Source organism: Roseomonas sp. TF40 (genome assembly GCF_057219975.1).
Map to the genome: position 1 here is coordinate 226,066 of NZ_JBXVVR010000007.1, position 26,048 is coordinate 252,113.

Annotated in this window: 23 protein-coding genes; 16 read left to right on the forward strand and 7 right to left on the reverse strand. The window is 71.7% G+C overall.

Annotated features, from left to right (window positions below):
* Nucleotides 1-30: 30 nt before the first annotated feature.
* The 3 genes from devC to AC2D9U_RS19595 all read left to right on the forward strand — a co-directional run bounded on the left by devC (nucleotide 31) and on the right by AC2D9U_RS19595 (nucleotide 3,095).
* Entirely contained in the window at nucleotides 31-1,302 is a 1,272-nt protein-coding gene (gene devC / locus AC2D9U_RS19585) for an ABC transporter permease DevC (protein ID WP_484752023.1), read from the forward strand.
* Entirely contained in the window at nucleotides 1,302-1,997 is a 696-nt protein-coding gene (locus AC2D9U_RS19590) for an ATP-binding cassette domain-containing protein (protein ID WP_484752025.1), read from the forward strand. Before devC ends, AC2D9U_RS19590 begins: the two co-directional genes overlap by 1 nt.
* Nucleotides 1,998-2,096: 99 nt before the next feature.
* Entirely contained in the window at nucleotides 2,097-3,095 is a 999-nt protein-coding gene (locus AC2D9U_RS19595) for an amino acid ABC transporter substrate-binding protein (RefSeq protein ID WP_484752026.1), read from the forward strand.
* A gap of 101 nt (nucleotides 3,096-3,196) precedes the next feature.
* On the opposite strand, the gene AC2D9U_RS19600 is transcribed toward AC2D9U_RS19595, so the two are convergent.
* Nucleotides 3,197-5,920: a hypothetical protein gene (locus AC2D9U_RS19600; RefSeq protein WP_484752028.1), complete on the reverse strand. Its 2,724-nt coding sequence runs from the start codon at nucleotides 5,918-5,920 to the stop codon at nucleotides 3,197-3,199.
* A 103-nt stretch (nucleotides 5,921-6,023) separates the two neighbouring features.
* Here AC2D9U_RS19600 and AC2D9U_RS19605 point away from each other — a divergent pair, with 103 nt between their 5' ends.
* Nucleotides 6,024-7,220, forward strand: a complete 1,197-nt coding sequence (locus tag AC2D9U_RS19605) for an MFS transporter (protein WP_484752030.1) — start codon at nucleotides 6,024-6,026, stop codon at nucleotides 7,218-7,220.
* 22 nt (nucleotides 7,221-7,242) lie between these two features.
* On the opposite strand, the gene AC2D9U_RS19610 is transcribed toward AC2D9U_RS19605, so the two are convergent.
* Nucleotides 7,243-8,184 (reverse strand): SMP-30/gluconolactonase/LRE family protein, encoded by a 942-nt coding sequence (locus tag AC2D9U_RS19610; RefSeq protein WP_484752031.1) that lies wholly within the window; start codon nucleotides 8,182-8,184, stop codon nucleotides 7,243-7,245.
* A gap of 79 nt (nucleotides 8,185-8,263) precedes the next feature.
* On the opposite strand from AC2D9U_RS19610, the gene AC2D9U_RS19615 reads away from it, so the two are divergent.
* From AC2D9U_RS19615 to AC2D9U_RS19640, 6 genes are read left to right on the forward strand one after another with little or no spacing between them, the layout of a single operon-like run.
* Nucleotides 8,264-9,289, forward strand: coding sequence for an NAD-dependent epimerase/dehydratase family protein (locus AC2D9U_RS19615; RefSeq protein ID WP_484752033.1), 1,026 nt, complete (start codon nucleotides 8,264-8,266; stop codon nucleotides 9,287-9,289).
* A complete protein-coding gene (locus AC2D9U_RS19620) occupies nucleotides 9,276-9,923 on the forward strand; it encodes a TetR family transcriptional regulator (protein ID WP_484752035.1) in 648 nt (215 codons plus the stop codon). Before AC2D9U_RS19615 ends, AC2D9U_RS19620 begins: the two co-directional genes overlap by 14 nt.
* 52 nt (nucleotides 9,924-9,975) lie before the next feature.
* Complete coding sequence (locus tag AC2D9U_RS19625; protein ID WP_484752037.1) at nucleotides 9,976-11,028, forward strand: dihydrodipicolinate synthase family protein; 1,053 nt, start codon at nucleotides 9,976-9,978, stop codon at nucleotides 11,026-11,028.
* Nucleotides 11,029-11,039: 11 nt separating this feature from the next.
* Nucleotides 11,040-12,194, forward strand: a complete 1,155-nt coding sequence (locus AC2D9U_RS19630; protein ID WP_484752039.1) for a Gfo/Idh/MocA family protein — start codon at nucleotides 11,040-11,042, stop codon at nucleotides 12,192-12,194.
* A gap of 2 nt (nucleotides 12,195-12,196) precedes the next feature.
* Nucleotides 12,197-13,342: a dihydrodipicolinate synthase family protein gene (locus AC2D9U_RS19635; RefSeq protein ID WP_484752041.1), complete on the forward strand. Its 1,146-nt coding sequence runs from the start codon at nucleotides 12,197-12,199 to the stop codon at nucleotides 13,340-13,342.
* On the forward strand, nucleotides 13,342-14,148 hold the full coding sequence (locus tag AC2D9U_RS19640) for a sugar phosphate isomerase/epimerase family protein (protein WP_484752043.1): 807 nt from the start codon (nucleotides 13,342-13,344) through the stop codon (nucleotides 14,146-14,148). The genes AC2D9U_RS19635 and AC2D9U_RS19640 overlap by 1 nt, the downstream gene beginning before the upstream one ends.
* Here AC2D9U_RS19640 and AC2D9U_RS19645 read toward each other — a convergent pair.
* Complete coding sequence (locus tag AC2D9U_RS19645; RefSeq protein ID WP_484752045.1) at nucleotides 14,120-14,674, reverse strand: cytochrome b; 555 nt, start codon at nucleotides 14,672-14,674, stop codon at nucleotides 14,120-14,122. The genes AC2D9U_RS19640 and AC2D9U_RS19645 overlap by 29 nt on opposite strands.
* Nucleotides 14,675-14,797: 123 nt before the next feature.
* Here AC2D9U_RS19645 and AC2D9U_RS19650 point away from each other — a divergent pair, with 123 nt between their 5' ends.
* On the forward strand, nucleotides 14,798-16,402 hold the full coding sequence (locus AC2D9U_RS19650; protein ID WP_484752047.1) for an ABC transporter substrate-binding protein: 1,605 nt from the start codon (nucleotides 14,798-14,800) through the stop codon (nucleotides 16,400-16,402).
* A gap of 95 nt (nucleotides 16,403-16,497) precedes the next feature.
* On the opposite strand, the gene AC2D9U_RS19655 is transcribed toward AC2D9U_RS19650, so the two are convergent.
* Entirely contained in the window at nucleotides 16,498-17,595 is a 1,098-nt protein-coding gene (locus AC2D9U_RS19655; RefSeq protein ID WP_484752048.1) for an ABC transporter ATP-binding protein, read from the reverse strand.
* A gap of 100 nt (nucleotides 17,596-17,695) precedes the next feature.
* On the opposite strand from AC2D9U_RS19655, the gene AC2D9U_RS19660 reads away from it, so the two are divergent.
* Together AC2D9U_RS19660 and AC2D9U_RS19665 are read left to right on the forward strand one after the other, a co-directional pair.
* On the forward strand, nucleotides 17,696-18,685 hold the full coding sequence (locus tag AC2D9U_RS19660; RefSeq protein WP_484752050.1) for an enoyl-CoA hydratase/isomerase family protein: 990 nt from the start codon (nucleotides 17,696-17,698) through the stop codon (nucleotides 18,683-18,685).
* A gap of 39 nt (nucleotides 18,686-18,724) precedes the next feature.
* Nucleotides 18,725-19,795: an MBL fold metallo-hydrolase gene (locus AC2D9U_RS19665; RefSeq protein WP_484752051.1), complete on the forward strand. Its 1,071-nt coding sequence runs from the start codon at nucleotides 18,725-18,727 to the stop codon at nucleotides 19,793-19,795.
* Between the two features lies 1 nt (nucleotide 19,796).
* Here AC2D9U_RS19665 and AC2D9U_RS19670 read toward each other — a convergent pair whose 3' ends face one another.
* Genes AC2D9U_RS19670 through AC2D9U_RS19680 form a run of 3 tightly spaced genes read right to left on the reverse strand, consistent with a single transcriptional unit; the run spans nucleotide 19,797 to nucleotide 21,357 of the window.
* Nucleotides 19,797-20,102 carry an AzlD family protein gene (locus AC2D9U_RS19670; protein ID WP_484752053.1) on the reverse strand — a complete coding sequence of 102 codons (306 nt, stop codon included), beginning with the start codon at nucleotides 20,100-20,102 and terminating at the stop codon, nucleotides 19,797-19,799.
* Nucleotides 20,102-20,824 carry an AzlC family ABC transporter permease gene (locus AC2D9U_RS19675; RefSeq protein WP_484752055.1) on the reverse strand — a complete coding sequence of 241 codons (723 nt, stop codon included), beginning with the start codon at nucleotides 20,822-20,824 and terminating at the stop codon, nucleotides 20,102-20,104. The genes AC2D9U_RS19670 and AC2D9U_RS19675 overlap by 1 nt, the downstream gene beginning before the upstream one ends.
* The gene (locus AC2D9U_RS19680; protein ID WP_484752057.1) at nucleotides 20,821-21,357 is read right to left on the reverse strand and encodes a RecX family transcriptional regulator; all 537 of its coding nucleotides are present in this window, start codon (nucleotides 21,355-21,357) and stop codon (nucleotides 20,821-20,823) included. The genes AC2D9U_RS19675 and AC2D9U_RS19680 overlap by 4 nt, the downstream gene beginning before the upstream one ends.
* A gap of 268 nt (nucleotides 21,358-21,625) precedes the next feature.
* On the opposite strand from AC2D9U_RS19680, the gene AC2D9U_RS19685 reads away from it, so the two are divergent.
* From AC2D9U_RS19685 to AC2D9U_RS19695, 3 genes are read left to right on the forward strand one after another with little or no spacing between them, the layout of a single operon-like run.
* The gene (locus tag AC2D9U_RS19685; RefSeq protein WP_484752059.1) at nucleotides 21,626-22,828 is read left to right on the forward strand and encodes an acetylornithine transaminase; all 1,203 of its coding nucleotides are present in this window, start codon (nucleotides 21,626-21,628) and stop codon (nucleotides 22,826-22,828) included.
* A gap of 53 nt (nucleotides 22,829-22,881) precedes the next feature.
* Nucleotides 22,882-23,778: an ornithine carbamoyltransferase gene (gene argF, locus AC2D9U_RS19690; protein WP_484752061.1), complete on the forward strand. Its 897-nt coding sequence runs from the start codon at nucleotides 22,882-22,884 to the stop codon at nucleotides 23,776-23,778.
* Nucleotides 23,779-23,789: 11 nt separating this feature from the next.
* Nucleotides 23,790-26,036, forward strand: a complete 2,247-nt coding sequence (locus AC2D9U_RS19695) for a heavy metal translocating P-type ATPase (protein ID WP_484752062.1) — start codon at nucleotides 23,790-23,792, stop codon at nucleotides 26,034-26,036.
* The last annotated feature ends 12 nt before the right edge of the window (nucleotides 26,037-26,048 follow it).

Below are 26,048 nucleotides of genomic sequence, written 5' to 3' on the forward strand. Positions count from 1 at the left end.
GGGCGCAGGTTGCGATGCCTGGGGGAACGCATGACCGAGTTGCGCCGCCTGCTGCCCTGGGCGCCGGAGCTGAACGCGAGCCCCGTGCCCGCGCCGCCCGCCCCAACGCCCGCGCCCGCGCAGCGCCGCGCGCCCGGCTTCGCCGCGGCCACGCTGCTCGCCATCCGCCTCGCCTGGCGGCAATTATGGAGCGAGAAGGCGCGGCTCGCCTCCGCCATCGCGGGCGTGATGTTCGCCTGCGTGCTGGTCTTCATGCAGCTCGGCTTCCGCGCCGCGCTGTTCGACAGCGCCACCGCGCTGATCGGCGCGATGCGCGGTGACCTCTTCCTGATGCACCCGACCACGACGGCGAGCTTCCGCCCGGAACTCATGCCGCGCGTGCGCGCCTATCAGGCGCTGGCCCTGCCGGAGGTCGAGCGCGCCGTGCCGGTCTACATGGCCCAGGCGACCTGGCGAAATCCGGAGGACGGCACGCGCCGCGCCATCCAACTCATCGGCGTGGATACCGAGGCCGGCGTGCTGGATTTCCCGGGCCTCGCCGCGATGCTCGAGGATCTCAAGCGGCCCGACACCATCGCCTTCGACCGCCGCTCCCGCCCCGAATTCGGCGCCATCGCCACGCTGCTCGAGCGCGGGCCCCTGACCGTGGAAGTCGGCCAGCGCGATGTCGAGGTGGTGGGGCTGATCGAGATCGGGCCGAGCTTCGGCGCCGATGGCAACATCGTGCTGTCCGACGTGAATTTCCGCCGCCTGGTGAAGGAACGCCAGGCGAATGCGATCGATCTCGTCGCCATCAAGCTGCGCCCCGGCAGCGATGTGCGCGCCGTGCAGGCGCAGCTGCGCGAGCTGCTGCCGCCCGACGTGATGGTGCTGACCCAGGCCGAGCTCTACGCGCATGAGCGCGGCTATTGGGAGAACGCGACGCCGATCGGCTTCATCTTCGCCTTCGGCAGCCTCATGGGCCTCGTCGTCGGCATGGTGATCGTCTACCAGATCCTGTTCTCGGACATCGCCGGCCATCTCAAGGAATACGCCACGCTGAAGGCGATGGGCTATTCCAACTTCTACCTCTCGCGCGTCGTGCTGGGGGCGGCGCTGATCCTGGCGCTGACGGGGTTCCTCCCCGGCCTCGTCGTCTCGACCTTCCTCTACGACGTGATCGGCGCGGCCACCTTCCTGCCGCTGTCGATGGACGTGGCGCGCGGCACCACGGTGTTCCTGATGATCTTCACCATGTGCGCCCTGGCCGGGCTGCTCGCGATGCGCAAGCTGCGCGATGCGAACCCGGCGGATATGTTCTGATGGACAATCCGGTTGTCCTGCGCGGCATCACCTATGCGTATGGGGAGGGCGAGTTGCGCCGCCCCGTGCTGCGGGAGGTCGATCTCACCGTCGAGCCGGGGGAGATCGTGCTGCTCACCGGCCCCTCCGGCAGCGGCAAGACCACGCTGCTGACGCTGATCGGCGCGCTGCGCGCCATGCAGGAAGGCTCCGCGCGCGTGCTCGGGGCGGAGCTGCTCGGCGCGAGTGAATCCACGCGCGTGCAGCTGCGCCGGCGCATCGGCTTCATCTTCCAGAACCACAACCTGCTGGGCTTCCTCACGGCGCGGCAGAATGTGGCGATGGCGCTGGAGCAGGACGGCACCACCAGCGAATCGCGCCGCCTTGCCCGCGCGGGCGAATTGCTCGCCGCCGTCGGGCTGGCCGACCATCTCGACAAGCTGCCCTCGCAGCTCTCCGGCGGGCAGCGCCAGCGCGTGTCGATCGCGCGCGCGCTGGCGGCGGATCCGGGCCTCGTGCTGGCCGATGAACCCACCGCCGCGCTCGACAAGGTCAGCGGGCATGAGGTGGTGCAACTGCTGCGCGAACTGGCCAAGTCGCGGGGCGTGCCGATCCTGCTGGTCACGCATGACCCGCGCATCCTCGATGTCGCGGACCGCATCGTGGCGATGGAGGATGGACGCATCATCGAGACCGTGGTGACCGCCAGCGGGTAACATTTGACTCGCGCCCCTCCCCGGCGCGAGCATCCTCTTGCTTCATCAGCAGGGGGACTTCAATCAATGTCTTGGGCACGGGGCCTCATGGCCGCGGCGATGGCGTTTGGCGCCACGCTTCTGAACACGCTGCCGGCCACTGCCGGCCCCACGCTGGACGCGGTGCGCGCACGCGGCCAGCTGGTCTGCGGCATCCACACCGGCGTCGCGGGCTTCGCCCTGCCGGACAGCCGCGGCGTCTGGCAGGGCTTCGACGTCGATCTCTGCCGCGGCCTGGCGGTGGCGATCTTCAATGATCCGACCAAGGTGCGCTTCGCGCCGATGTCCTCCTCCACCCGCTTCACCGCGCTGGGCTCGGGCGAGATCGACGTGCTGTTCCGCACCTCGACCCAGACCATGCTGCGCGACACCACGCTCGGCCTGCGCCACGTCACCACCTATTTCTACGACGGCCACGGCTTCATGGCGCGCGCCAATCTCGGCGTGACCAAGGTGGCGGAGCTGCGCGACGCCACCATCTGCCTGATCCAGGGAACGACAAATGAGCAGGTGACGGCGGATTATTTCCGCTCGATCAACGTGCCCTTCCGCCCCGTGCTCTATGAGCGCACCGACCAGGCGAGTGACGCGCTGCAGGCCGGGCGCTGCGACGCCTTCGGCACCGATGCCTCGCAGCTCGCGGGCGTGCGCTCCTCCATGCCGCGCGCCGCGGATTGGGTGATCTTCGACGAGCGTTTCTCGAAGGAACCCTATGGCGCCTACATCCGCCGCGGCGACGAGGAATGGTTCGACCTCGTGCGCTGGTACACCTATGCGGTGATCGAGGCCGAGGAACAGGGCGTGACCCAGGCCAATGCCGAGACGATGCGCCGCACCAGCGTGAACCCGAACACGCGCCGCCTGCTGGGCGTGACCCCGGAGCTGGGCCAGTCGCTGAAGCTCGACCCGCTCTGGGCCTACAATGTCGTGCGCGCGCTGGGCAATTACGGCGAGCTGTATGACCGCCATTTCGGCCCGCGCACCTCGGTGAACCTGCCGCGCGGCCCGAACCGGCTGTGGACCGAGGGCGGGCTGATCTACGCGCTGCCGCTGCGCTGATCCTGTCGCGGGGGATCCGGCCAAAAGGTCGGACCCCACGCTACAACAGGTCGAACCCGGTGAGGGTGGAGGCTGCTCGGCTCTGGGTCTCCCCCCCCCCGCTACACCAGGTCGAACTCGGTCAGGGTGAAGCCCCTGCCCGAATTGAAGGTGGGCACATCGCCATCGCCGATCGCGAGCAGCCGCAGGATGTCCGCGCTGTCGACCGTGGCGTTGTCGTCGCGATCCTCGAAGAAATAGACGCCGAAGGCGGTGTTGTCGGCGCCGCCGATCACCAGGATGATCCGTTCGTCGGCCAGTGGATCGTTGTTGGTCAGCCGCGCGCCGACCGCGTTGCGCACCGCGGTCAGCGAGCCGAAGGCATTGCCGGCGATTTCGTAGGTCGTCGGCAGCACCGCGGCCGAGAAGCCCAGGGAAATGTTCTGGCCATCGTTGATGAAGAAGGTGGTGCCACTGGAGAGGCCGAAGGCCAGCCGATCCACCGCGATCAGCTTGTTCACGAAGCTGGTGCCGAAGACGCGATCCGCCTGCGCGAGTTGGCCGGCGGAAAGCGTGCCGTTGATGTCCACCGTGCCGTCATTGAAGCCGCGCAACACCGCGAGGTCGCGGTCCGACGTGCTGCCGCTGAGTTGGACCGTGTCGCCCCCCGGGCCGCCGATCAGCCGGTCCTCACCGCTGCTGCCGTTCAGCGTATCCGCGCCACCGCCGCCGAACAGCGTGTCGTTGCCGACGCCGCCGCTCAGGCTGAAGCCCTGCGCCACGGCGCGCCCATCCACCACCATCCCGCCCTCGCCTGTCACATCGACGGCGACGCTGGCTTGCCCGCTCTGCGTCACCAGGCTGGAGGGCAGCCGGGCGGCGGAGCCCGCCGCGCCGTCGAGGAGGAGGGTGTCGATCCCGGTCACCTCGGCGAAGGCGGTGCTGGGCAGGGTCTGCCCCACCCCCACCGCGACCTCGAGCACATCGGAGGTGCCGGCGGTGCCGGCCTCCACCGTGTCGAGCCCGGTCAACTCATTCACCCCGAAGACCGCGCGATTCGTACCGCCGCCGAGCCTGATCTCGTCGATGCCGGCGCCGGCATGCACCGTGTCGTTGCCCGCCCCGCCCAGCAGCGTGTCGTCGCCATCGCCGAGTTCCACCAGGATGCGACGCCCCGTGGCCAGGGCGCTGATGTCGATCCGGTCATCGCCATCGCCGCCGCGCAGCGTGGCGCCGGTGACGCCGAGGCCCGCCACCAGCGCATCCGGTACCACCAGGGACTGGCCGCCATCCGCCAACTCCAGGATCTCCACCGCCGAGACCCCGGCCAGGGCAATCGCGGCGACCGGCGCATTGTCCAGGAAGCGCAGCGTGTCGTTGCCCGCGCCGCCATTGAGCAGCGTCAGCACCGAGAGGCCCTCGGCCGCCACCAGCAGCAAGTCGGCGCCCTCGGCCCCATTGAGGCTGTCGGCGCCGGACCCGCCCTCCAGCGTATCCGCACCGCGCCCGCCCGTGAGCACGTCATTGCCGTCGCCGCCCCGCAGCAGGAAGGCGAGCGGGGTGGTCAGGCGCAGCGCACCGGTCACGTCGAGCGTGTCGTTGCCCGCGCCCCCCTCCACCGTCACCGCATTGGCCCCGGCCGTATCGGCGAAGCCGGTCGCGGGCAGGAAGAAATCATTGCCGCTGGCGAGGAAGAGGCGCTCGATGCCGCGCAGCCGGCCGCTCGCCGTCAGCGCGATGGTCAGCCCCTGGCCGGCCGTGTCGAGGAACTGCACCGCATCGGCCGTGCCGGCCGAATCGACGATCAGGTCCGCGCTGGAGAAATCCGCGACCGCAATCCGGTAGAGGTCGTTGCCCGCCCCGCCATCGGCCCGATCAATGCCGGCGCCGAGGTCGAGCGTATCGGCGCCCGCCCCGCCCGAGAGCATGTCATTGCCCGCGCCGCCGATCAGCCAGTCATTGCCCGCGCCGCCGGTCAGCCGGTCATCGCCATCGGCGCCGTCCAGCACATCGGCCCCGTCCAACCCGCGCAGCGTGTCGTTGCCCGCACCGCCCGCGAGCGTGTCCGCAAAGGCGCCGCCGGTCAGCAGGTCCTGCCCGGCCTCGCCCCGGAGATGAGCGGCGAAGCCGGCATTCTGCGCGCTCAGCGTGTCGTCGCCGGCGGTACCCTGCACGGTCAGCGCGGCGCCGTCGATGGCGTAGGCGGCGGTGACGGAGAGGCGCAACGCCGGCCCCAGGGCCGCTGCCTCGATCCGCTCGAAGCCCGAGATGAGGCCGAACATCGCCTGGGTGAAGAAGCCGCTGTCGAGCAGTCGCAGCACATCCTCGCCCGCCCCGCCCTCCAGCCGGTCCCCGGTGCCGAGTTCGGCCAGCGCCGTCTCCACCGTGTCGTCGCCCGCACCGCCGCGCAGCGTGTCCGCACCCAGGCCTGGGCGCAGCAGGTCGGCCCCGCCGCCGCCCTCGAACAGGTCATCGCCTGCGCCGCCTTCCATTTGCATCGCCTGCGCCAGAACGGCACCGCCCAGCACCGTGTCCCCGCCCGCGGCGCCGAGCACCTCGAAGACCGGCAGATCGGCGCTGGCGACCATGGCGTCGTCGAGTTCCACCGAGGCCCCGGCCGGGGCGCTGATCTGCAGCCGCTCGAGCCCCCGCACATTGGCGAAGGCCGCCACGGTGAGAGAGAGGCTGGCGGCGATGCGCAGCGTGTCGATGACGGCGCCGGAGCCCCCCTGCACCGTATCGGTGCCCACCAGCCGGCCCGGCCCGGCGACGGTGAATACATCCGCCACCGCAGGCGCGCCGGAGAACTGATCGACCGGCGAAGCGGTCAGGTTGTAGTTCGCCATGGCGCTCTCCCCTGCCTGCGCGGCGCCCATCCTGGCGCTGCCGTGGCTTGAGGCAAAGCCCGCGCGCTGCTTCACTGGTCTCACAAGGTCGGGACGGAAACGGGTGGAAGCGCAGCGGGCGCTGTTCGGCATCGCCGATTTCAGGCGACTCTGGGCCATTGGCCTGACTGTGACGATCGGCCGGTGGCTGGAGATGCTGGTCATCGGCATCGTCGTCTGGCGCGAGAGCGAGAGCGCGCTGCTCGTCTCGGTCATGACGCTGCTGCGCATGCTGCCGATGGGCCTGTTCGGCGCCTTTGCCGGCGTGCTGGCGGACCGCGTGCAGCGGCGCGACGCGCTGATCGCGGTGCTGCTGATACAGGCCGGCAGTGCGGCGGCGCTGGCGCTGCTCGCCTTCGCCGGCACGCTCGCCATCTGGCAGATCGCGCTCGCCAGCTTCGTCAACGGCCTCTCCTGGGCGGCCGACAACCCGGTGCGCCGGATGATGCTGGGCGAGGTGGTGGGGGGGGCGCGCATGGGCCGGGCCATGTCGCTCGAGGTGATGGGCAACAATGCCAGCCGCATCGCCGGCCCGGCGATGGGGGGCGCGCTGCTCGCCTGGGTGGGGCTGGCCGCCCCCTTCCTGGCGGCGACCCTGCTCTACCTCTTCGGCACGCTGCTGGCGCTGCGCGTGGTGCATCGCACCGCCGTGGTGCGCGCCACCGGGCGTTCCGTGCTGCGCCAGAGCTTCGAGAGCTTCGCCGTGGTGCTGGCCGCGCCCGGCATGAAGGGCATCATGGCGGTGACCGTGGTGTTCAACATCTTCGCCTGGCCCTGCACCTCCATGGTCCCGGTGATCGCGGAGAGCCGGCTTGGCCTCGGCGCGGGCGCCACGGGGGTGCTGGCCAGCATGGACGGCCTCGGCGCGCTGATCGGCGCGGCGCTGGTCGGCGCGCTGGCCAACCCGGCGCTGTATCCCCGGCTCTATGTCGGCGGCACGGCGCTGTATCTCGCGATGCTGGTGGTCTTCGCGCTCGCGCCGAGCGCGGTGCCGGCGGGGCTGGCGCTGATCGCGATGGGCCTGGGCAGCGCCTGCTTCGCCGTCACCCAGGCGACGCTGGTCTACCTGGCCGCGCCGGGGGAGATGCGCTCCCGTGCCCTCGGCGTGCTCTCCTTCTGCATCGGGCTCGGCCTGCTCGGCTTTCTCCATGTCGGGCTGATGTCGGCCTGGCTCGGCGCGCCTGTCGCCACCGCGGTGATCGGGCTGGAGGGGCTGGCGGCGCTGCTGCTCGCGCGGCGGCTCTGGCCGCGCATCGCCTGACCCCTCCCGCCGCTTCCGCCTCTCAGCCGCCCGGCGCGCCCTGCGTGTTGACGTAGAGCGCGTAGAGCGAATGCGCCGCCGCCATGAACAGGCGGTTGCGGTGCCGCCCGCCGAAGCAGACATTGGCGCAGCGCTCGGGCAGCGCGATGTGGCCGATCGGCGCACCCGCCTTGTTGAAGACGCGCACGCCGTCGAATTCCGCCCGGCCCATGCCCCAGCCGCACCAGAGATTGCCCTCGACGTCCACGCGCAAGCCGTCCGGCGTCTCGCCCGGCTCGCAGCCGACGAAGATGCGGCGGTTCGCCAGCGTCGCGCCGCGCACGTCATAGGCGAGGATGTTGCGCGGCTCGCTGCGGCTCTCGATCACGTAGAGCAGGCTCTCATCCGGGCTGAACGCCAGGCCATTGGGGTGGTCCACGTCATCGGCCACCAGCGTGATCGCGCCCGTGGCGCCATCCACGCGATAGACATTGGTGTGCGGCAGCTCGGGCACATGCTTCTCGCCCTCGTAGAAGCCGCCGATGCCGAAAGGCGGGTCGGTGAACCAGATCGAGCCGTCGGACTTCACTACGACGTCGTTCGGGCTGTTGAGCCGCTTGCCCTGGAAGCTGTCGGCGATGACGGTGATGCTGCCGTCATATTCGTGGCGGATCACGCGCCGGCCGAGATGCTCGCAGGCGATGATGCGGCCCTGCCGGTCGCGCGTATGGCCATTGGCGTTGTTGGAGGGCTTGCGGAAATGCGTGACCGCGCCGGTCTCCTCATCCCAGCGCAGCACGCGGTTGTTGGGGATGTCGGACCAGAGCAGGCAGCGCTGGTCGCCGAGCCAGACCGGCCCCTCGCCCCAGCGGCTGCCGGTCCAGAGCCGCTCCACCGAACTCAGCGGCAGGTGCAGCTTCCTGAAGGAAGGGTCGAGCGCCTGGATCCGCGGGTCCGGGTAGCGCAGGCTTTCCTGCCAATCCATTGCTTTCCTCCTCGGGCCTGTCCTCTTGGCGGCGGCCGCTTCGCCGCCCATGCTGCCGCGAATGAGGCGGGAGGGGAACATGCCGGACGTGCCGGTCCGCATTGCCGATGAGGTGATGCTCGAGGAGGTGATGTCGCGTCCCGACCCGGCGCTGGTGGCGGAGCTCGCCACCTCGCCGGGCGACCTGCTGGTGCTGGGGGCCGCGGGCAAGATGGGCCCCACCCTCTGCCGGCTGGCGAAGCGCGCCGACCCCGCGCGGCGCGTCATCGCCGTGGCGCGCTGGAACGAGGCCGGGCTGCGCGCGCGCATGGAGGGCTGGGGGATCGAGTGCCTCAGCGCCGACCTGCTCGACGACGCCGCGCTGGCCGCCCTGCCCGAGGCGCCGAACGTGATCTTCATGGCGGCGCGCAAATTCGGCAGCACGGGGAACGAGGCCCTGACCTGGGCGATGAACGTGCTGCTGCCCGCGCGCGTCGCCGCCCGCTATGCGGGCTCGCGCATCGTCTTCTTCTCGACCGGCAATGTCCTGCCGATGTGGCCCGTGAACGGCCCCGCGCCGGATGAGGATACGCCCCCCGCGCCGCTCGGCGACTATGCGGCAAGCTGCCTGGGGCGCGAGCGCGCCTTCCAGCACGCCGCCGCCACGCGCGGCACGCCGTGCTTCGGCATCCGCCTGAACTACGCGATCGACCTGCGCTACGGCGTGATCCACGACGTGGCGACGAAGGTGCTGGCCGGCACGCCCGTGCCGCTCGCCATGGGCCATGCCAACGTCATCTGGCAGGGCGATGCGAATGCCTGGACGCTGCGCGCGCTCGCCCGCGCCGATGCGACCTGCCCGATCCTGAACGTGACGGGGCCGGAGACGGTCTCCATCCGCTGGTTGGCGCAGCAACTCGCGCAGCGGCTGGACCGCGCGCCCGAATTCGCCGGCGAGGAGGCGCCGAACGCGCTGCTCTCCAACGCCGCGCGGGCCTTCGCCACCTTCGGCTACCCCACCGTGCCGCTGCTGACGATGATCGACTGGGTGGCGGATTGGGTCGGGCGCGGCGGGCGCGCGCTCGGCAAGGCGACGAAGTTCGAGGTGCGGGATGGGCGGTTCTAGTCCCCGCCTCGCCGCGCCCCTGAGCAGCCGCGCGGCGGCGACGCGCCAGCGGATCCTGGATGCCGCGCTGGTGGAATTCGCGGAGAAGGGCCTGGCGGGCGCGCGGGTGGATGAGATCGCCGCCCGCGCGGACGCCAACAAGCGCATGCTCTACGCGCATTTCGGCAGCAAGGAGGAACTCTGGCTGACCGTGCTGGAACGCGCCTATGCCGCCAAGCGCGAGGAGGAACGGGCGCTGTCCGTGGACAGCCTGCCGCCCGCCGAGGCGATGGCGCGCCTCGTCGCCTTCAACCTGCGCTACACCAGCCGGCATCCGGAATTCGTCGCACTGCTGAACCAGGAAAACCTGCACCGCGCCGCCTATCTGCGCCGGTCGGAGGACGTGCCCACGCTCTACTCGCCGCTGCTCGAGGCGATCCGCACCGTGCTGGAGCGCGGCGCCGCATCGGGCGCGTTCCGCCGCGACGTGGACCCGATGCAGCTCTACATCTCGATGCTGGCGCTCGGCCATTTCTTCGTGGCGAACCGCCACACGCTCTCCACCATCTTCGGCACGCCCCTCGACACCGAGGCCGCGATCGCCGCGCGCGAGGCGCATATCGCGCAGGTGGTGCTGGGCTATCTGCGCCCTTGACCCCAGGGCCGCGCCCGCCTAGTAACCGGGTGGTTACTTCGGGAGGAAACGGGTGGGTCTGCGCTGGCAGGACTGGCCTGCGGGCCTGGTGGAAAGGCTGCGCGCCGGATGCGTGATTCCGGCGCATCCGCTGGCGCTGAACGCGGCGCGGCAGCTCGACCCGAGGCGGCAGAAGGCGCTCTCGCGCTACTATCTCGCGGCCGGCGCGGGGGGGCTGGCGGTGGGCGTGCACACCACGCAATTCGCCATCCGCGATGTCGGCCTCTATGAGCCCGTGCTGCGGATTTCCGCCGAGGCGGCTTCCGAGCAGCAGACCACGCCGCTGCTTGTCGCCGGCGCCATCGGGCGCACCGCGCAGGCGGTGGCGGAGGCGCGCATCGCGCGCGCGCTTGGCTACCACGCCGTGCTGCTCAGCCTCGCCGCCTGGAAAGGTGCCAGCGAGGATGAACTCATCGCGCATTGCATCGCCGTGGCGGATGAGATGCCGCTGTTCGGCTTCTACCTGCAGCCCGCGGTGGGCGGCATCGCGCTCGGGCCTTCCTTCTGGCGGCGCTTCGCGCTGATCCCCAACGTCGTCGCCATCAAGATCGCGCCTTTCAACCGCTACGCCACGCTCGACGTGCTGCGCGGCGTGCTGGAGGCCGGTGCGGCGGCGCGCATCGCACTCTACACCGGCAATGACGATCACATCGTCGCCGATCTGCTCACGCCCTTCGCGCTGAAGCTGGGGGGATGCGACGCCCCCTTGCGCATCGTGGGCGGGCTGCTCGGCCATTGGAGCGTGTGGACCGAGCGTGCCGTCTGGCTGCAGCATGAATGCCGTGCATCGCCCGAGGCGATCCCGCGCGACCTGCTCGCGCGCGACGCGCAGGTGACGGAGATGAACGCCGCGATCTTCGACGTGGCCAACAACTTCGCCGGCTGCATCCCCGGCTGCCACGAAGTGCTGCGCCGCCAGGGCCTGCTCGAGGGCATCTGGTGCCTCGACCCGCATGAGGATCTCTCGCCCGGCCAGGCGGAACTGATATCGGCGGCCTGCCTGCGCTACCCCGACCTCACCGACGACGCCTTCGTCGCGGCCAACCTCAACACCTGGCTCTCGTAAGGACAAGCAGCATGGCGGAACGCCGCATCGGCCTCATCATGAACGGCGTCACCGGGCGCATGGGCATGAACCAGCACCTGATCCGCTCCATCGCGGCGATCCGCAAGGATGGCGGCGTGATGCTGAAGAATGGCGATCGCATCATGCCCGACCCCATCCTGGTCGGCCGCAACAGGGAGAAGCTGGAGGCGCTGGCGCGCGCGAACGGCATTGCCCGGGTTTCCACCGACCTCGACGCGTGCCTCGCGGACCCGAACGACACGCTGTTCTTCGATGCGGCCACCACGTTGCTGCGCGCGGGGCTGCTGACCAAGGCGATCAACGCGGGCAAGGACATCTATTGCGAGAAGCCGACCTCCGACAATCTCGCCGATGCGATGGCCGTGGCACGTCTGGCGAAGGCGAAGGGCATCAAGGCCGGCGTGGTGCAGGACAAGCTGTTCCTGCCCGGGCTGCGCAAGCTGAAGATGGTGATCGATTCCGGCGCGCTGGGCCGCATCTGCTCGGTGAAGGGCGAGTTCGGCTACTGGGTCTTCGAAGGCGACCTGCAGCCCACGCAGCGGCCGTCCTGGAACTACAAGAAGGCCGAGGGCGGGGGCATGATTCTCGATATGCTCTGCCATTGGCGCTACGTTCTCGACAACCTCTTCGGCGCGGTGAAGAGCGTCTCCTGCCTGGGGGCCACGCATATCCCCACGCGCTGGGACGAGCAGGGCAATCCCTACACCGCCGACACCGATGACGCGGCCTACGCCACCTTCATGCTTGAGGGCGGGATCGTCGCGCACATCAATTCCTCCTGGGTCACGCGCGTGCGGCGCGACGACCTCGTCACCTTCCAGGTCGACGGCACGCATGGCAGCGCCATCGCGGGCCTGCAGAAATGCTGGACGCAGAGCCGCGTGAACACGCCCAAGCCGGTGTGGAATCCCGACATCCCGCAGCCGATCGATTTCTTCGCCGGCTGGCAGGAAGTGCCGGACACCCAGGCCTATCCGAACGGCTTCCGCGCGCAGTGGGAGCTGTTCTTCAAGTACCTGGCAGGCGAGATCGCGACCTATCCCTGGGACCTGCTGGCCGGGGCGAAGGGCGTGCAGCTGGCCGAGGCCGGGCTACAATCCTGGGCCGAGCGCCGCTGGATCGACCTGCCGACGCTGGAGGTGTGAGCATGCCGAAGATCAGGCTGCCGGAAGGCGAGTACACGCTCAGCGCCCCGCGCGACTTCCCGAAGGCGACGCCGCCCTTCCCGCGCGTCGCACTCGCCGCCGCGCATGTCGTGGCGGATACGCTGGCCGAGCAGGATCCCTGGCTGGATGCGAAGATCGACTGGGACCGCACCATCGCCTTCCGCAAGCATCTCTGGTCGCTCGGCCTCGGCGTGGCGGAGGCGATGGATACGGCGCAGCGCGGCATGGGCCTCGACTGGACCGCGGCGCAGGAACTCATCCGCCGCTCGCTCGATGCGATGCAGGACGTGCCCGGCGCGGTGATGGCAAGCGGGGCGGGCACGGATCACCTCACGCCCGGCCCCGATGTCACGGTCGATGACGTGATCCGCGCCTATGAGGCGCAATGCGAAGCCGTCGAGGCGATGGGCGGGCGTATCATCCTCATGGCCTCGCGCGCGCTGGCCAAGGCCGCGCGCAGCCCCGCGGATTACGAGCGCGTCTATGCGCGCATCCTCTCCCAGGTGAAGCAGCCGGTGATCATCCACTGGCTGGGCGAGATGTTCGACCCCGCGCTGGAAGGCTATTGGGGCAATCACGACCACATGGCGGCGATGGAGACCGCGCTGGCGGTGATCCACGCCCATGCGCACAAGGTCGATGGCGTGAAGATCTCACTGCTGGACGACCAGAAGGAGATCGCGATGCGTCGGCGCCTGCCGAAAGGCGTGCGCATGTACACGGGCGACGACTTCAACTACGCCGAGCTCATCGCCGGCGACGCGCAGGGCTATTCCGACGCGCTGCTCGGCATCTTCGACCCCATCGCCCCGGCGGTGGGCGGCGCGCTGGCGAGCCTCGCGCGCAACGACCTCGCCACCTTCCACGACATCCTCGCGCCGACGGTGCCGCTCAGCCGCCACATCTTCAAGGCGCCGACGCGCTTCTACAAGACGGGCGTGGTCTTCATGGCCTGGCTGAACGGCCACCAGGACCATTTCGTGATGGTCGGCGGGCAGCAGAGCACGCGCTCCATCCGGCATTTCTCCGAGTTGTTCCGCCTCGCCGACAAGGCCGGTCTGCTGCGCGACCCGGACATGGCGGTGGCGCGCATGCGGAACCTTCTGGCCCTGCACGGCGTCGCGTGATGGAACTCAGCCTCAACACCGTCACGGTGAAAGAGAAGTGGGGCCTCGCGCAGTGTATCGAAGGCTGCGCGCGGCACGGCATCACCGGCATCTCGCCCTGGCGCGACGTGCTGCAGGCGATGGGCGTTGCAGCGGCGGCGCAGCACATCCGTGACGCGGGCCTCACCGTGACCGGTCTGTGCCGCGGCGGGATGTTTCCCGCCGCCGACGCCGCCGGCCGCGCCGCCGCGATCGAGGATAATCGCCGGGCCATCGCGGAAGCGCACGCGATCGGCGCCGCCTGCCTCGTGATGGTCTGCGGCGGCCTGCCGCCGGGTTCGAAGGACCTGCCCGGCGCCCGCGCCATGGTGCGCGACGGGCTGCACGCCATCATGGATGAGGCCCGCGCCGCCGGTGTCACCATCGCGCTCGAGCCGCTGCACCCGATGACCTGCGCGGACCGCTCCGTGCTCTCCACCCTCGCGCAGGCGCTCGACCTGTGCGACGAGCTCGGCGCGGGCAGCGGCGTGGCGCTCGATGTCTATCACGTCTGGTGGGACCCCGACCTCGCCGCGCAGATCGCGCGCGCCGGCCCGCGCATCGCCGCCTTCCATGTCTGCGACTGGAAAGTGCCCACCACCGACACGGTCTTCGACCGCGGCCTGCCGGGCGAGGGCGTGATCGACATTCCGGGCATCCGCGCGATGGTCGCGGCGCAGGGCTATCGCGGCTACGCCGAGGTCGAGATCCTCTCCAAGCGGTGGTGGGCCGAGGATCCCGATTCGGTGCTGCGCGAGATCAAGCGCCGGCACCCGATAGCCGTGTGAGCGGCAGCATCCGCCGCAGCACGCCGTCACGCAGCACGAGGTGATGCCACAGCGCCGCGGCGACATGCACGGCGACCAGCGCCACCAGGCCCCAGGCCAGCACCTCGTGCATCTCCTCCCACAGCTTGCCGCCGGGGATGGCGAAGGGCGGGGGGATCACGATGTCGCCGAAGATAGCCAGCCGCCGGCCGCGCGCCCAGCGATCGAGCACGCCTGTCATCGGCAGGGCGATCATCATCAGGTAGAGCGCGACATGCATGGCCCGGGCCGCCCAGGCCGCCGGGCCGGACTCGCCCGTCGCGGGCGGCGGGAAGATCAGGCGACGCAGCAGGCGCAGCGTCACCACCGCCAGCACCAGCGTGCCGAGGCTGTAATGCACCATCCGCGCGAAGTCGCGCGGCGCGCCCCGCGCGAAATCGTCCATCACGAGGCCCAGCGCGAAGGCGCCAAGCAGGATGAGGGCCGCACCCCAATGCAGCAGCAGCGTCATGGCCGAGTGGCGCGCGGGAATCGCACGATCTGGCATGGTGGATACTCCGTTCTTCGATGCGCCCTTCCTCGCACAGGGCGATGACGCCAGGCTGACGCACGCCTTGCATGGCGATGATCCGGGCGTTACAGAAATTGCATCCGCACGGGAGCGCGCGCCATGATCCGTTGCCTGTCCAGGCTGGCTTCCCTGATGGCGCTCGGCGCCATGCTGTTCGGCGGGGCGGCGCAGGCGCAGACCATCTCGCCCGATCGCGTGCTGCGCATCGTGCCGAATGCGGATCTGCAGACGCTCGATCCCATCAACACCACCGCCGGCGTCGTGCAGAGCCACGCGCACATGGTCTACGACCAGCTCTTCGGCCGCGACGCCGAGCAGCGGCCGCAGCCGCAGATGGTAAGCACCTACAGCGTCTCGCCCGATGCGCTGTCCTGGCGCTTCACGCTGCGCGAGGGCCTCGCCTTCCATGACGGCGCGCCGGTCACGGCGGCCGATGTCGTGGCTTCGCTGCGCCGCTGGGGGGCGCGCGATCCGCATGGGCGGCAGATCCTTGCCATCACCGTCAGCCTGACCGCCGAGGCCGATGGCAGGACCATCGCCTGGACGCTCAACCGCCCCTATGGGCTGATGCTCGATGCGCTGTCCAAGCCGGCCGGCAACATGCCCGCCATCATGCCCGCGCGCATCGCCGCGACCGATCCCTTCACCGCCATCCGCGACCCGATCGGCAGCGGGCCCTTCATCTTCGTGCGCGAGGAATGGGTGCCCGGCTCGCGCGTGGTGTATCGCCGCAACGAGGCCTATGTGCCGCGCGCCGAGCCGGCCTCCGGCACCGCGGGCGGCAAGCGCGTGCATGTCGATCGCGTCGAGTGGCTGAACATCGCCAATGCGCAGACCGCCGTGCTGGCGCTGATCCAGGGCGAGCTCGACTACATCGAGAGCCCCGGCGTGGATTTCCTGCCGATGCTTCAGCGGCGCGGCATGCGCATCATCCGCACCAACACGCTCGGCGCGCCGGGCATGATCCGCATGAACCACATCCACCCGCCCTTCAACGACGTGCGGGCACGCCAGGCGCTGCTGCTGCTGGTGAACCAGGAGGAGATCCTGCAGGGGATGTTCCCCGACCCCGCGCTCTACCAGGTCTGCCACGCCTTCTTCGTCTGCGGCTCGCCGCAGGAGACGAATGCGGGCGTGCCGGCCGGGCTGGGCAGCCCGGCGGCGCGGGAGCGGGCGCGGCAATTGCTGCGCGAGAGCGGCTATGATGGGTCGCCCATCGTCATCATGGACCCGACCGACAACCCCTTCGTCCACGCCGCAACACTGGTGCTGGCGCAGCAGATGCAATCGGTGGGCTTCCGCACCGATGTCCAGGCGACCGACTTCGCCTCCATGGCCGGCCGCCGCGCCAATCGGCGCCCGCCGAGCGAGGGGGGCTGGCATATCGGCCTGACCTTCTGGAACGGCCTCGGGGCCTCGGACCCGGTCGGCAACGTGCCGATGCAGGCAAGCTGCGAGCGCGCCTGGCCCGGCTGGCCCTGCGATGCCGAGCATCAGGCGCTGATCGACGCCTTCCCCTATGCGGCGACGCCGGAGGAGCGCAAGCGCCTGCTCGATGCGCTGCACATCAGCGCCTATCGCCTGGTGCCCTATGTGCCGCATGGGCAATGGTACCTGCCCTCCGCCGTCAGCCCGCGCCTGTCGGGCGTGCTGGCGATGCCGGGCATCATCGTGCCCTGGAACATCCAGAAGGCAGCCAGATAGGAGCCCTCAGGCGCCGGGCGCCGCCTCCGGCGGCTTGGCTCGCCGCATAAGCGGCGGGCGCCGTTCGGCGCCTCGGCCGCCAGTGGCGGCCGCGATCATGGCGTATCCCGGAAGGCGCGCGCCGCGCCCTCGGGCCAGGCGATCGCCGCCTCCTCGCCCGGCGCGGGCAGGGCGGCGCCGCCGATGGGGCGCTTGGCCACCACCTCCGCCCCGCCCGGCAGCGCGAGGCGCAGGCGGATATGGTCGCCCTGGAAGAGCGATTCCGTCAGCCGCGCCGCCAGCACGCCCTCCGTGCCCAGATCCAGCGCCGCGACCGGCGCCACCGCGATCCGCTCGGGCCGGACCATCACCACGCAGCGCGTGCCCACACCGCCGCAATCCACCGGCGTCGCCTCCACCTCCGTGCCGCCTTCCAGCCGCACGCGGCACAGGCCATCCGCCACCGCCACGATGCTGCCGGGCAGGCGGTTGTTCTCGCCCACGAAGCCGCTGACGAAGGCATCGGCCGGGCTGTCGTAGAGCGCGCGCGGCGTTGCGATCTGGCGCAGCCGCCCGCCGGCGAAGACCGCGATGCGGTCGGAGAGCGTCAGCGCCTCGGCCTGGTCATGCGTCACATACATCATGGTCAGCCCGAGCCGGCCATGCAGCGCGCGCAGCTCGAACTGCATCTCCTCGCGCAGCGCCTTGTCGAGCGCGCCGAGCGGCTCATCGAGCAGCACGATGGGCGGTTCGAACACCATCGCCCGCGCCAAGGCCACGCGCTGCTGCTGGCCGCCGGAAAGCTGCGCGGGGCGGCGATCGCCGAAGCCCGCAAGCCGCACCATCTCCAGCGCCCGGGCGACGCGCGCGGCGCAGTCCGCGCGGCCGATGTTGCGTGCCTGCAACGGGAAGGCGATGTTCTCCGCCACGCTCATATGCGGGAACAGCGCATAGGATTGGAACACCACGCCGATGCCGCGCTTGTGCGGGGCAAGGCGCGCGATGTCGCGCCCCTCCAGCAGGATGCGCCCCGTGGTCGGTTCCTCGAACCCCGCCAGCATCATCAGCGTGGTCGTCTTGCCCGAGCCCGAGGGCCCGAGCAGCGTCAGGAACTCGCCCCGGGCGATGTCGAGGTCGAGCTGCTGCACCGCCGCCGCCTGGCCGGCGCCATAGGATTTCGAGACGGCGTCGAAGCGCACGAGCGGCTGGGTCATCGGCGCCGAGACTCGGCCGGCCGCCCCCGCCCTGTCAACGCGGGCTTCCCGAAGCGCGATGGGCGCGGCAGGGTGCGGCGCGAGCGAGGGGACCAAGACCATGGAAGAGCCGACCATCATCCTGGGGCGCGAGGGCGCGGCCGGCACGCTGCTGATGAACCGCCCGCGCGCGCTGAACGCGCTCGACCTCGGCATGATCCACGGCCTGGACGGCGCGCTGCGGGCGCTGCGCGACGACCCGTCGGTGCGGCTGGTGATCCTGGAAGGGGCGGGCGGCCGCGCCTTCTGCGCCGGGGGCGATGTGCGGCGGATGCGCGAGCTGGTGCTGGCCGGCGACGCGGCGGGGGTCGAGGCCTTCTTCGCCGCCGAATACGCGGTCAACGGCGCCATCGCCACCTTCGGCAAGCCCTGGATCAGCCTGATCGACGGCGTGTGCATGGGGGGCGGCATCGGCGTTTCCGTGCATGGCAGCCACCGCATCGTCACCGAGCACGCGCTGCTCGCCATGCCCGAGACCGCCATCGCGCTCTTCCCCGATGTCGGCACCAGCTACGTTCTGCCCCGCCTGCCCGGCGCGCTGGGCAAATGGCTCGCCCTCACCGGCGCCCGGCTGAAGGGGGCGGAGGCGGTGGAGGCCGGGCTCGCCACCCATTACGTGCCGCGCGCCCGGCTGGCCGAGCTGCGCGCCGCGCTGCTGGCCGGCGATGCGCGAGTCGTGGCGGATTTCGCCGCGCCCGTCCCGCCCGGCACCATCGCCGCGCAGCGCCCGGCGATCGATCGCTGCTTCGCCGGGGCGAGCATCGGCGCCATCCGCGCGGCGCTGGCCGCCGAGGGCAGCGACTGGGCGGCGGCGCAGCTGGCCGTGCTCGACCGCGTCTCGCCCACCAGCCTCGCCGTCACGCTGGAACTGCTCAAGCGCGGCGCGACGCGCACGCTGGAACAATGCCTGGCGATGGAACTCGCCTTGACCCGCACCGTCACCCGCCATCCGGATTTCGCCGAGGGCGTGCGCGCGGTGCTGGTGGACAAGGACAACACGCCGCGCTGGGCGCCGGAATCGCCGCTCACGGATCTGTTCGGCCCCGGCTGAGGCTTGGCGCGCGGCGGGGGCGCCGCCATCTATCCCTCGATGTCAGAGCTTTCCTCCCGCCGTTCGCTGCTCGGCCTGCTCGCCAGCCTGCCCTTCCTCGGCGCCTGCATCGGCCCCCGCGCGGCCCCGGCGCCGCGCGCGCTGAGCGACCATTTCGACGGCACGCGCTTCTTCAACCCGGGGGGCGAGGCGCCGCGCAGCTTCTGGCAGGTGGCGCAATGGCAGCTCACCGAGCGCGCCACCCCCTGGCCGGACAGCGTTCCGAGCCCCTTCGCGCCGGATCGCCCCCCCGCGCGGGTGGAGGGCGCGGCGCTGCGCGTCAGCTTCGCCGGCCATGCGAGTTTCCTGTTGCAGGGCCAGGGCCTCAACATCCTCACCGACCCGGTCTGGTCCGAGCGCGCCAGCCCCTTCCGCTTCACCGGGCCGCGCCGGCGCAACCCACCGGGCATCGGCTTCGCGGATCTGCCGAAGATCGACGCGGTGCTGCTCTCGCACGGCCATTACGACCATCTCGATGTGGAAACACTCGCCCGTCTCTGGGACCGCGACCGGCCGCTGATCCTTGCCCCGCTCGGCCAGGACGCCACGATCCAGGCGCATCGCGCCGACATCGCCGTGACGGTGGCGGATTGGGGCGATGTCCGCCCGCTCGGCGCGGGGGTCACCGCCACGCTGGAGCCCGTGCATCACTGGAGCGCGCGCGGCGTGTTCGACCGCAACCACGCGCTCTGGACCGGCTTCGTGGTGAAGGGGCTCGGCGCCTCGGTCTTCTTCGCCGGCGATACCGGCTTCGATGGCGGCCGGCCCTTCCGCAACGTCGCGGCGAAGCATGGGGCGGTGGACCTCGCCCTGCTGCCGATCGGCGCCTATGCGCCGCGCTGGTTCATGGCCGCGCAGCACATGGACCCGGCCGAGGCGGTGGCCGGCTTCGGCCTGCTCGGCGCGCGCCAGGCGCTGGGCTACCATTGGGGCACCTTCCCGCTGACCAATGAGGGCGCGGAGGAACCGGCCACGGAGCTTGCCACCGCGCTCGCCGCCACCGGCATCGCGCCCGGGCGGTTTCTCGCGATGCGGCCGGGTCAGGTCTGGCAGGCGCAATCCGGCGCCTGAGCTACGCCAACACCCATTGGCCGAGCCACACGGCCGCCACCCCGGCGCAGATCGCCACGCCGATGTTGCGCAGATAGACCTGCACTAGCACCACCGCCAGCGCGCCGAACCAGGCCGGCAGCGCGCCCGCCAGCAAGGGCGGCGCGCAATAGGCGACAAAAAGACAGCCCGGCAGATGCCGCAGCATCGCCTCCACGAAGGCGGGCGGGCGCACGGCGCGCAGCACCGCATAGCCGCCCGCGCGGCAGGCATAGGTCACCAGCGCCATGCCCAGGATCGCCAGCAGCACATCGCCGCGGATCTCCATCAGCGCGGCACCCCGCGCCCGCGCAGCTCGAGCCAGGCCCCCAGCGCCGCGCCCGCGAAGGTGCCGGCCAGGAGGGGCAGCGGCATGGGCAGCCCGGCGCGCTGCGCCGCGATGGCCACGCAGCCCGCCACCACCCAGGGCGCGAGGTCCACCCGCGGCCCGCGCCAGAGCGGCACCAGGATGGAGACGAAGGCCGCGACCGAGGCGAAGAACAGCGGATGCCCCGGCGGCACGCGCACCAGCGACCCGCCCAGATGCCCCAGCCCGACGCAGATCACCCAGGCGACCCAGAGCCCCACCCCCACGCCGAGCAGATAGCCCGCATCGCGCCCGCCCTGCCGTTGCTCGGCCACGGCCAGGGCGAAGGAGTGATCCACCAGCGTGGCCAGCGTGCCCCAGAGTTTCCAGCCGCGCAGCCGGTCGAGCCAGGGCGCCATGGCCGCGCCCATCGGCGCCATGCGGATGTTCACCACGAAGGCGGCGATGGTGGCGGCCAGGATCGGCGCCGGGTCGGTCCAGAGTTCCAGCGCCAGCAGCTGCGCCGCGCCGGCATAGACGATGGCGCTCATCAGCACGGCCTCGAGGAAGGTGAGGCCCTTGGCGTCGGCGAGCACGCCGATGACCAGGCCGAAGGGCACCATGCCGATCCACAGCGGCAGGCTTGCCCGCGCGCCGCGCAGCACGCCGTGGCGCGTGAAGGTGATCCTGGCGCGGTCGCTCATCCCTGACGCAGCGCGATCAGCCGGTCCTCGGCGGTTGCGGGGTCCAGGCGCAGGGCCTGCACGGCCACGCTTTGGGCGAAGCCGGCGCGGGCGAGCGCGGCCAGCGCCTTGCGCTGCGCCTCCGCCTCCATCTCGGCGCGGGCGAAGGGGCCGATGCGCCGGCGCCGGCAAAAGGCCAGGGCGGCGTCCAGCTCGCTCTCCGGCCCCTCGGGCAGGGCGGCGGCGGCGGTCTCGGCATCCACGCCCTTCTGCGCCAGATGCGCGAGGGTGGCGCGGCGCGAGCGCCCGCTGCGCTGCAGCCGCCGCGCGCGGCTTTCGGCGAAGGCGGCGTCATCCACCGTGCCGGCGGCGGCCAGCCGGCGCGCGATCTCGGCGATGGCGGATCGGGCGGCGGCGGCGCGGGGCGCGACATCGGCCTCCCCTGCCTGCTCCGCCGCGCGCGCCCAGCGATCGACGCGCCGGCCCAGCACGCGCCGCAGCCCCGCCTCGGTGGCGGCGAAGCGGGCGAGATGCGCCAGCGCCGCTTCCTGCAACTTCGCGGCACTCGGCGCCGGACCTGGGGGGGCCCCACGGGGACCTGCTTTGGCGCGCGGTTCGGACATGGCGGCAGAGTGCCATGCGGGGCGGGGCGCTGGCGACCGTCGCGCGGCGCGCGCGGCGATCAATCCGGTGCAGCCCAGCCGCGCTCGCCACGCATGGCCGCGTTTTTTGACCCTGCGCGGATTTTCAGGCATTTTCCGACGCTTCCGTGCCCGCCTGGCGAAAGGCGCCCGGCCGCGCGGAATGACGGAGGACGATCCCGTGATCCCCGCCCTGATGCCGACCTACAACCGCGCCGACCTCGCCTTCGAGCGGGGCGAGGGTGCTTGGCTGTGGACGGCGGAGGGCCGACGATACCTGGATTTCGGCGCCGGCATCGCGACCTCCAGCCTCGGCCACGGCCACCCGCACCTGACCCGCGCCATCGCGGAGCAGGCGGCGCGCGTGATGCATGTGTCGAACCTCTATCGCGTGCCGCAGGCCGAGACACTCGCCGCGCGGCATGTCGCGGCCTCCTTCGCCGACAGCGTCTTCTTCTGCAATTCGGGCGCCGAGGCGAACGAGGGCATGGTCAAGGCGGTGCGCAAGTACCACGCCGAGACCGGCCACCCCGAGCGCTTCCACATGATCTGCTTCGAGGGCGCCTTCCACGGCCGCACCCTGGCCATGCTGAGTGCGACGGGCAACGAGAAATACCTCGCCGGCTTCGGCCCGCCCGTGACCGGCTTCGACCATGTGCCCTTCGGCAACATGAACGCGGTGCGCGACGCGATCGGGCCCCAGACCGCGGGCATCATGATCGAGCCCGTGCAGGGCGAGGGCGGCGTGCGCCCGGCGGATCTGCGCTTCCTGCGCGACCTCCGCGCCGTCTGCGACGAGTTCGGGCTGCTGCTCGCCCTCGATGAGGTGCAGACCGGCATGGGCCGCTCGGGCAAGCTCTGGGCGCATCAATGGGCCGGCATCGAGCCCGACGTGATGAGCAGCGCCAAGGGCATCGGCGGCGGCTTCCCCCTCGGCGCCATTCTCGCCAAGGAGAAAGTCGCGAAATACCTCAAGCCCGGCACGCATGGCACGACCTATGGCGGCGGCCCGCTGGCCTGCGCGGCCGGCAATGCCGTGCTGGACGTGGTGCTCGCGCCGGGCTTCCTCGACCAGGTGGATCGCGTCGCGCGCCTGCTCTGGCGCGGGCTGCTCGACCTCGCGGCGCGCCATCCGCAGGTGATCGACGGCGTGCAGGGCGCGGGGCTGCTGCTCGGCCTCAAGCTGCGCGCCGAGGTGACGAACGGGGAGATGCAGGCCGCCGCCGTGGCGGAAGGCCTGCTGACCGTGGCCGCGGGGATGAACGTGCTCCGCCTCGCCCCGCCGCTCATCATCACCGAGGCCGAGGTGGAGGAGGCGCTGCGCCTGCTCGACCGCACCTGCCTGCGCATGACGCCGGCAGCGGTGGCGGCGGCCGCCAAGTGAGTGCGGCGCTGAAGCGTGACTCCGGGGGCCCCGCGCCGGGCCCCCGGCACTTCATGGAACTGATGGACCTCGATTCCGCCAGCCTGCGCCACATGCTCGATCTCGGCGTGAAGGCGAAGCGCGGCGAGATCACGGGCAAGCCGCTGGCCGGCAAGACCGTGGCGCTGATCTTCGAGATCCCGAGCACCCGCACGCGCGTGAGCTTCGAGGTCGGCATCCGCCAGCTCGGCGGCGACCCGCTGGTGCTCACCGCGCGCGAGATGCAGCTCGGCCGCGGCGAAAGTGCCGCCGACACCGCGCGCGTGCTCTCCCGCTACGTGGACGCGATCATGCTGCGCACCACCGATGTCGCGCGCATCCGCGAACTCGCGGAACATGCGACGGTGCCGGTGATCAACGGCCTGACGAATGTCAGCCATCCCTGCCAGCTCATGGCCGACATCATGACCTTCGAGGAGCATCGCGGCCCGATCGCCGGGCAGGTGGTGGCCTGGACGGGCGATGGCAACAATGTCGCGCAGAGCTTCATCCAGGCGGCGGCGCGCTTCCGGTTCACGCTGCGCATCGCCACCCCGCCCGAACTCGCCCCGCCGGCAGAGCTTCTCGCCTGGGCGCGGCGCGAGGGCGCGGACATCCAGCTCACTTCCGACCCGCAGGAAGCCGCGCGTGGCGCGCGCTGCCTCGTCACCGACACCTGGGTCAGCATGAATGACGAGGTGTCGGAGGCGAAGATCAACCGTCACAACATGCTCGCCCCCTACCAGCTCAACGCGGCCTTGCTGAAACATGCCGCGCCGGACGCCATCGTCATGCATTGCCTGCCCGCGCATCGCGGCGAGGAGATCACCGACGAGGTGATGGACGGGCCGCAAAGCGTGGTCTTCGACGAGGCCGAGAACCGCCTGCATGCCCAGAAGGGCGTGCTGCTCTGGGCGCTGGGGCTGGCGTGAGCGCAGCGGGCATGGCGCGCCATGCCCTGCTGATCTGGGTCGTCCTGCTGCTCGGCACGGGCGGCGCCCTGGTCCTGGCCGGCGCGCCCGGCCTCGCCTCCTTCGCCTTCGCCGCCGCCGCCCTGCCGGTGGCCGCGCATGTCGCGTTCTCCGTCATCCGCACGCTGATGGGCGGGCGGCTGGGTGTGGATGTCATCGCGCTCGCCGCCATCCTGGCCGCGCTCAGCCTGGGCGAAAGCGCGGCCGCGGCGGTGATCGCGCTGATGGTCGCGGGCGGGGAGGCGCTGGAAGCCTGGGCCGAAGGCCGCGCCACCAGCGCGCTCAGCGAATTGATGGCCCGCGCGCCGCGCCGCGCCGCGCGGGTGACGCCCGACGGGGTCGAGGAGATCGATGTCGCCGCCATCGCGCCGGGCGACACGCTGCTGGTCCGCCCCGGGGAGACGGTGCCCGCCGACGGCACGCTGCTCGAGCCCGCCGCCACGCTGGATGAGAGCGCGCTGACGGGCGAGCCCCTGCCGGCCACGCTGCACCAGGGGGCGGCGCTGCGCAGCGGCGCGGTGAATGCCGGCGATGCCTTCCGCCTGCGCGCCAGCCAGGGGGCCGAGGCCAGCACCTATGCCGCCATCATCCGCCTGACCCGCGACGCGGCGGATTCCCGCGCGCCGATGACGCGCTTGGCCGATGCCTGGGCGGTCGGCTTCGTGGCCTTCACGGCGCTGGTCTGCGGCCTCGCCTGGTGGTTCACCGGCGATCCGCGCCGGGCGCTGGCGGTGCTGGTGGTGGCCACGCCCTGCCCGCTGATCCTGGCCGCGCCGATCGCGCTGATGGCCGGCATCGGCCGGGCGGCGCGGCGCGGCATCGTCATCAAGGGCGGCGGCGCGCTGGAGCGCCTGGCGCGCGTGCGGACCGTGCTGTTCGACAAGACCGGCACCCTCACCCCCGGCCGGCCGCGCCTCGCCCTCATCGAGACGCTGGCGGAACTGCCCCGCACGGAAGCGCTGCGCCTGGCCGCCGCGCTGGCGCAGGGCTCCACCCACCCGGTCTCGGCGGCGCTGGTCGCCGCGCAGCGCGGCGCGCTGCCGGTGCCCGAGACGCTGGAGGAGATCGCCGGTGGCGGGCTGGCCGGGGTGGTCGAGGGCCAGCGCCTGATGCTGGGCAGCGAGGCCTTCCTGCGCGCGGCCGGGCTGCCGCCCCCGGCGGGATTCGGCGTCGCCGTCGTCGCCGCGGCCGGGGCCGTCGCCTGGCTGGCGCGGGAGGGGCGGATCGTCGCCGCCTTCGTCATGGCCGACGGGATGCGTGAGGACGCGCCGCGCACCATCCGCCGCCTGCGCGCGCTCGGCGTCACGCGCATGGTCATGGTCAGCGGCGACCGCGCGGCGGCGGCCACGCCGATCGGCGCCGCGCTGCGGCTGGACGCCGTGCTCGCCGAGCGCGCCCCCGCCCAGAAGATCGAGACGGTGCGCGCGGAATCGGCGCGCGCCCCCACCGCCATGGTCGGCGATGGCGTGAACGACGCCCCGGCCCTGGCCGCGGCCGATGTCGGCATCGCCATGGGCGCGCAGGGCACCGCCGCCGCCGCCGAGGCTGGCGACGTGGTGCTGCTGGTGGACCGCGTGGACCGCGTGGCGGATGCGCTGGCCATCGCGCAGCACGCGCGGCGCGTGGCGCTGCAGGCGATCTGGCTCGGCATGGCCGCCTCGGCCGTGGCGATGGGCTTTGCCGCCTTCGGGCTGCTCGCGCCGCTCGCCGGCGCGCTGGTGCAGGAGGGCATCGACGTCGCCGCCATCCTCTTCGCCCTCACCGCGCTGCGCCCCGGCCCGGGCGAATCGCAGGCCGCCGCGCTGCCCGAGGCCGCCGGCCTCGCCGCGCGCCACGCCGAGCATGCCGGGCTGCGCGACCTGGTCGAGGGGCTGCGCACGGCCGGGGAGGCCATCGGCCCGGAGCCCGATTCCCTGCCCGTGATCGAGGCGCTGGAGGCGCGCATCACCGCCGAATTGCTGCCGCACCAGCGTGCCGAGGAGGCCGCGCTCTACCCGATGGCGGCGCGGCGCCTGGGCGGGTCGGATCCGCTGGCGGCGCTGATCCGCATGCACACGGAGATCGAGGCGCTGGCCGCGCGCCTGACCACGCTGCGCGCCCTGGCGGTGCAGGACTGGCCCGCGACCGCGCCGGAACTGCGCCGCGCGCTCTTCGCGCTGGAAGCCCTGCTCAGCCTGCATCTGGCCGCCGAGGAAGAGGTGCTGGCGGGGCTGGCCTGAGCGGCCCCGGCG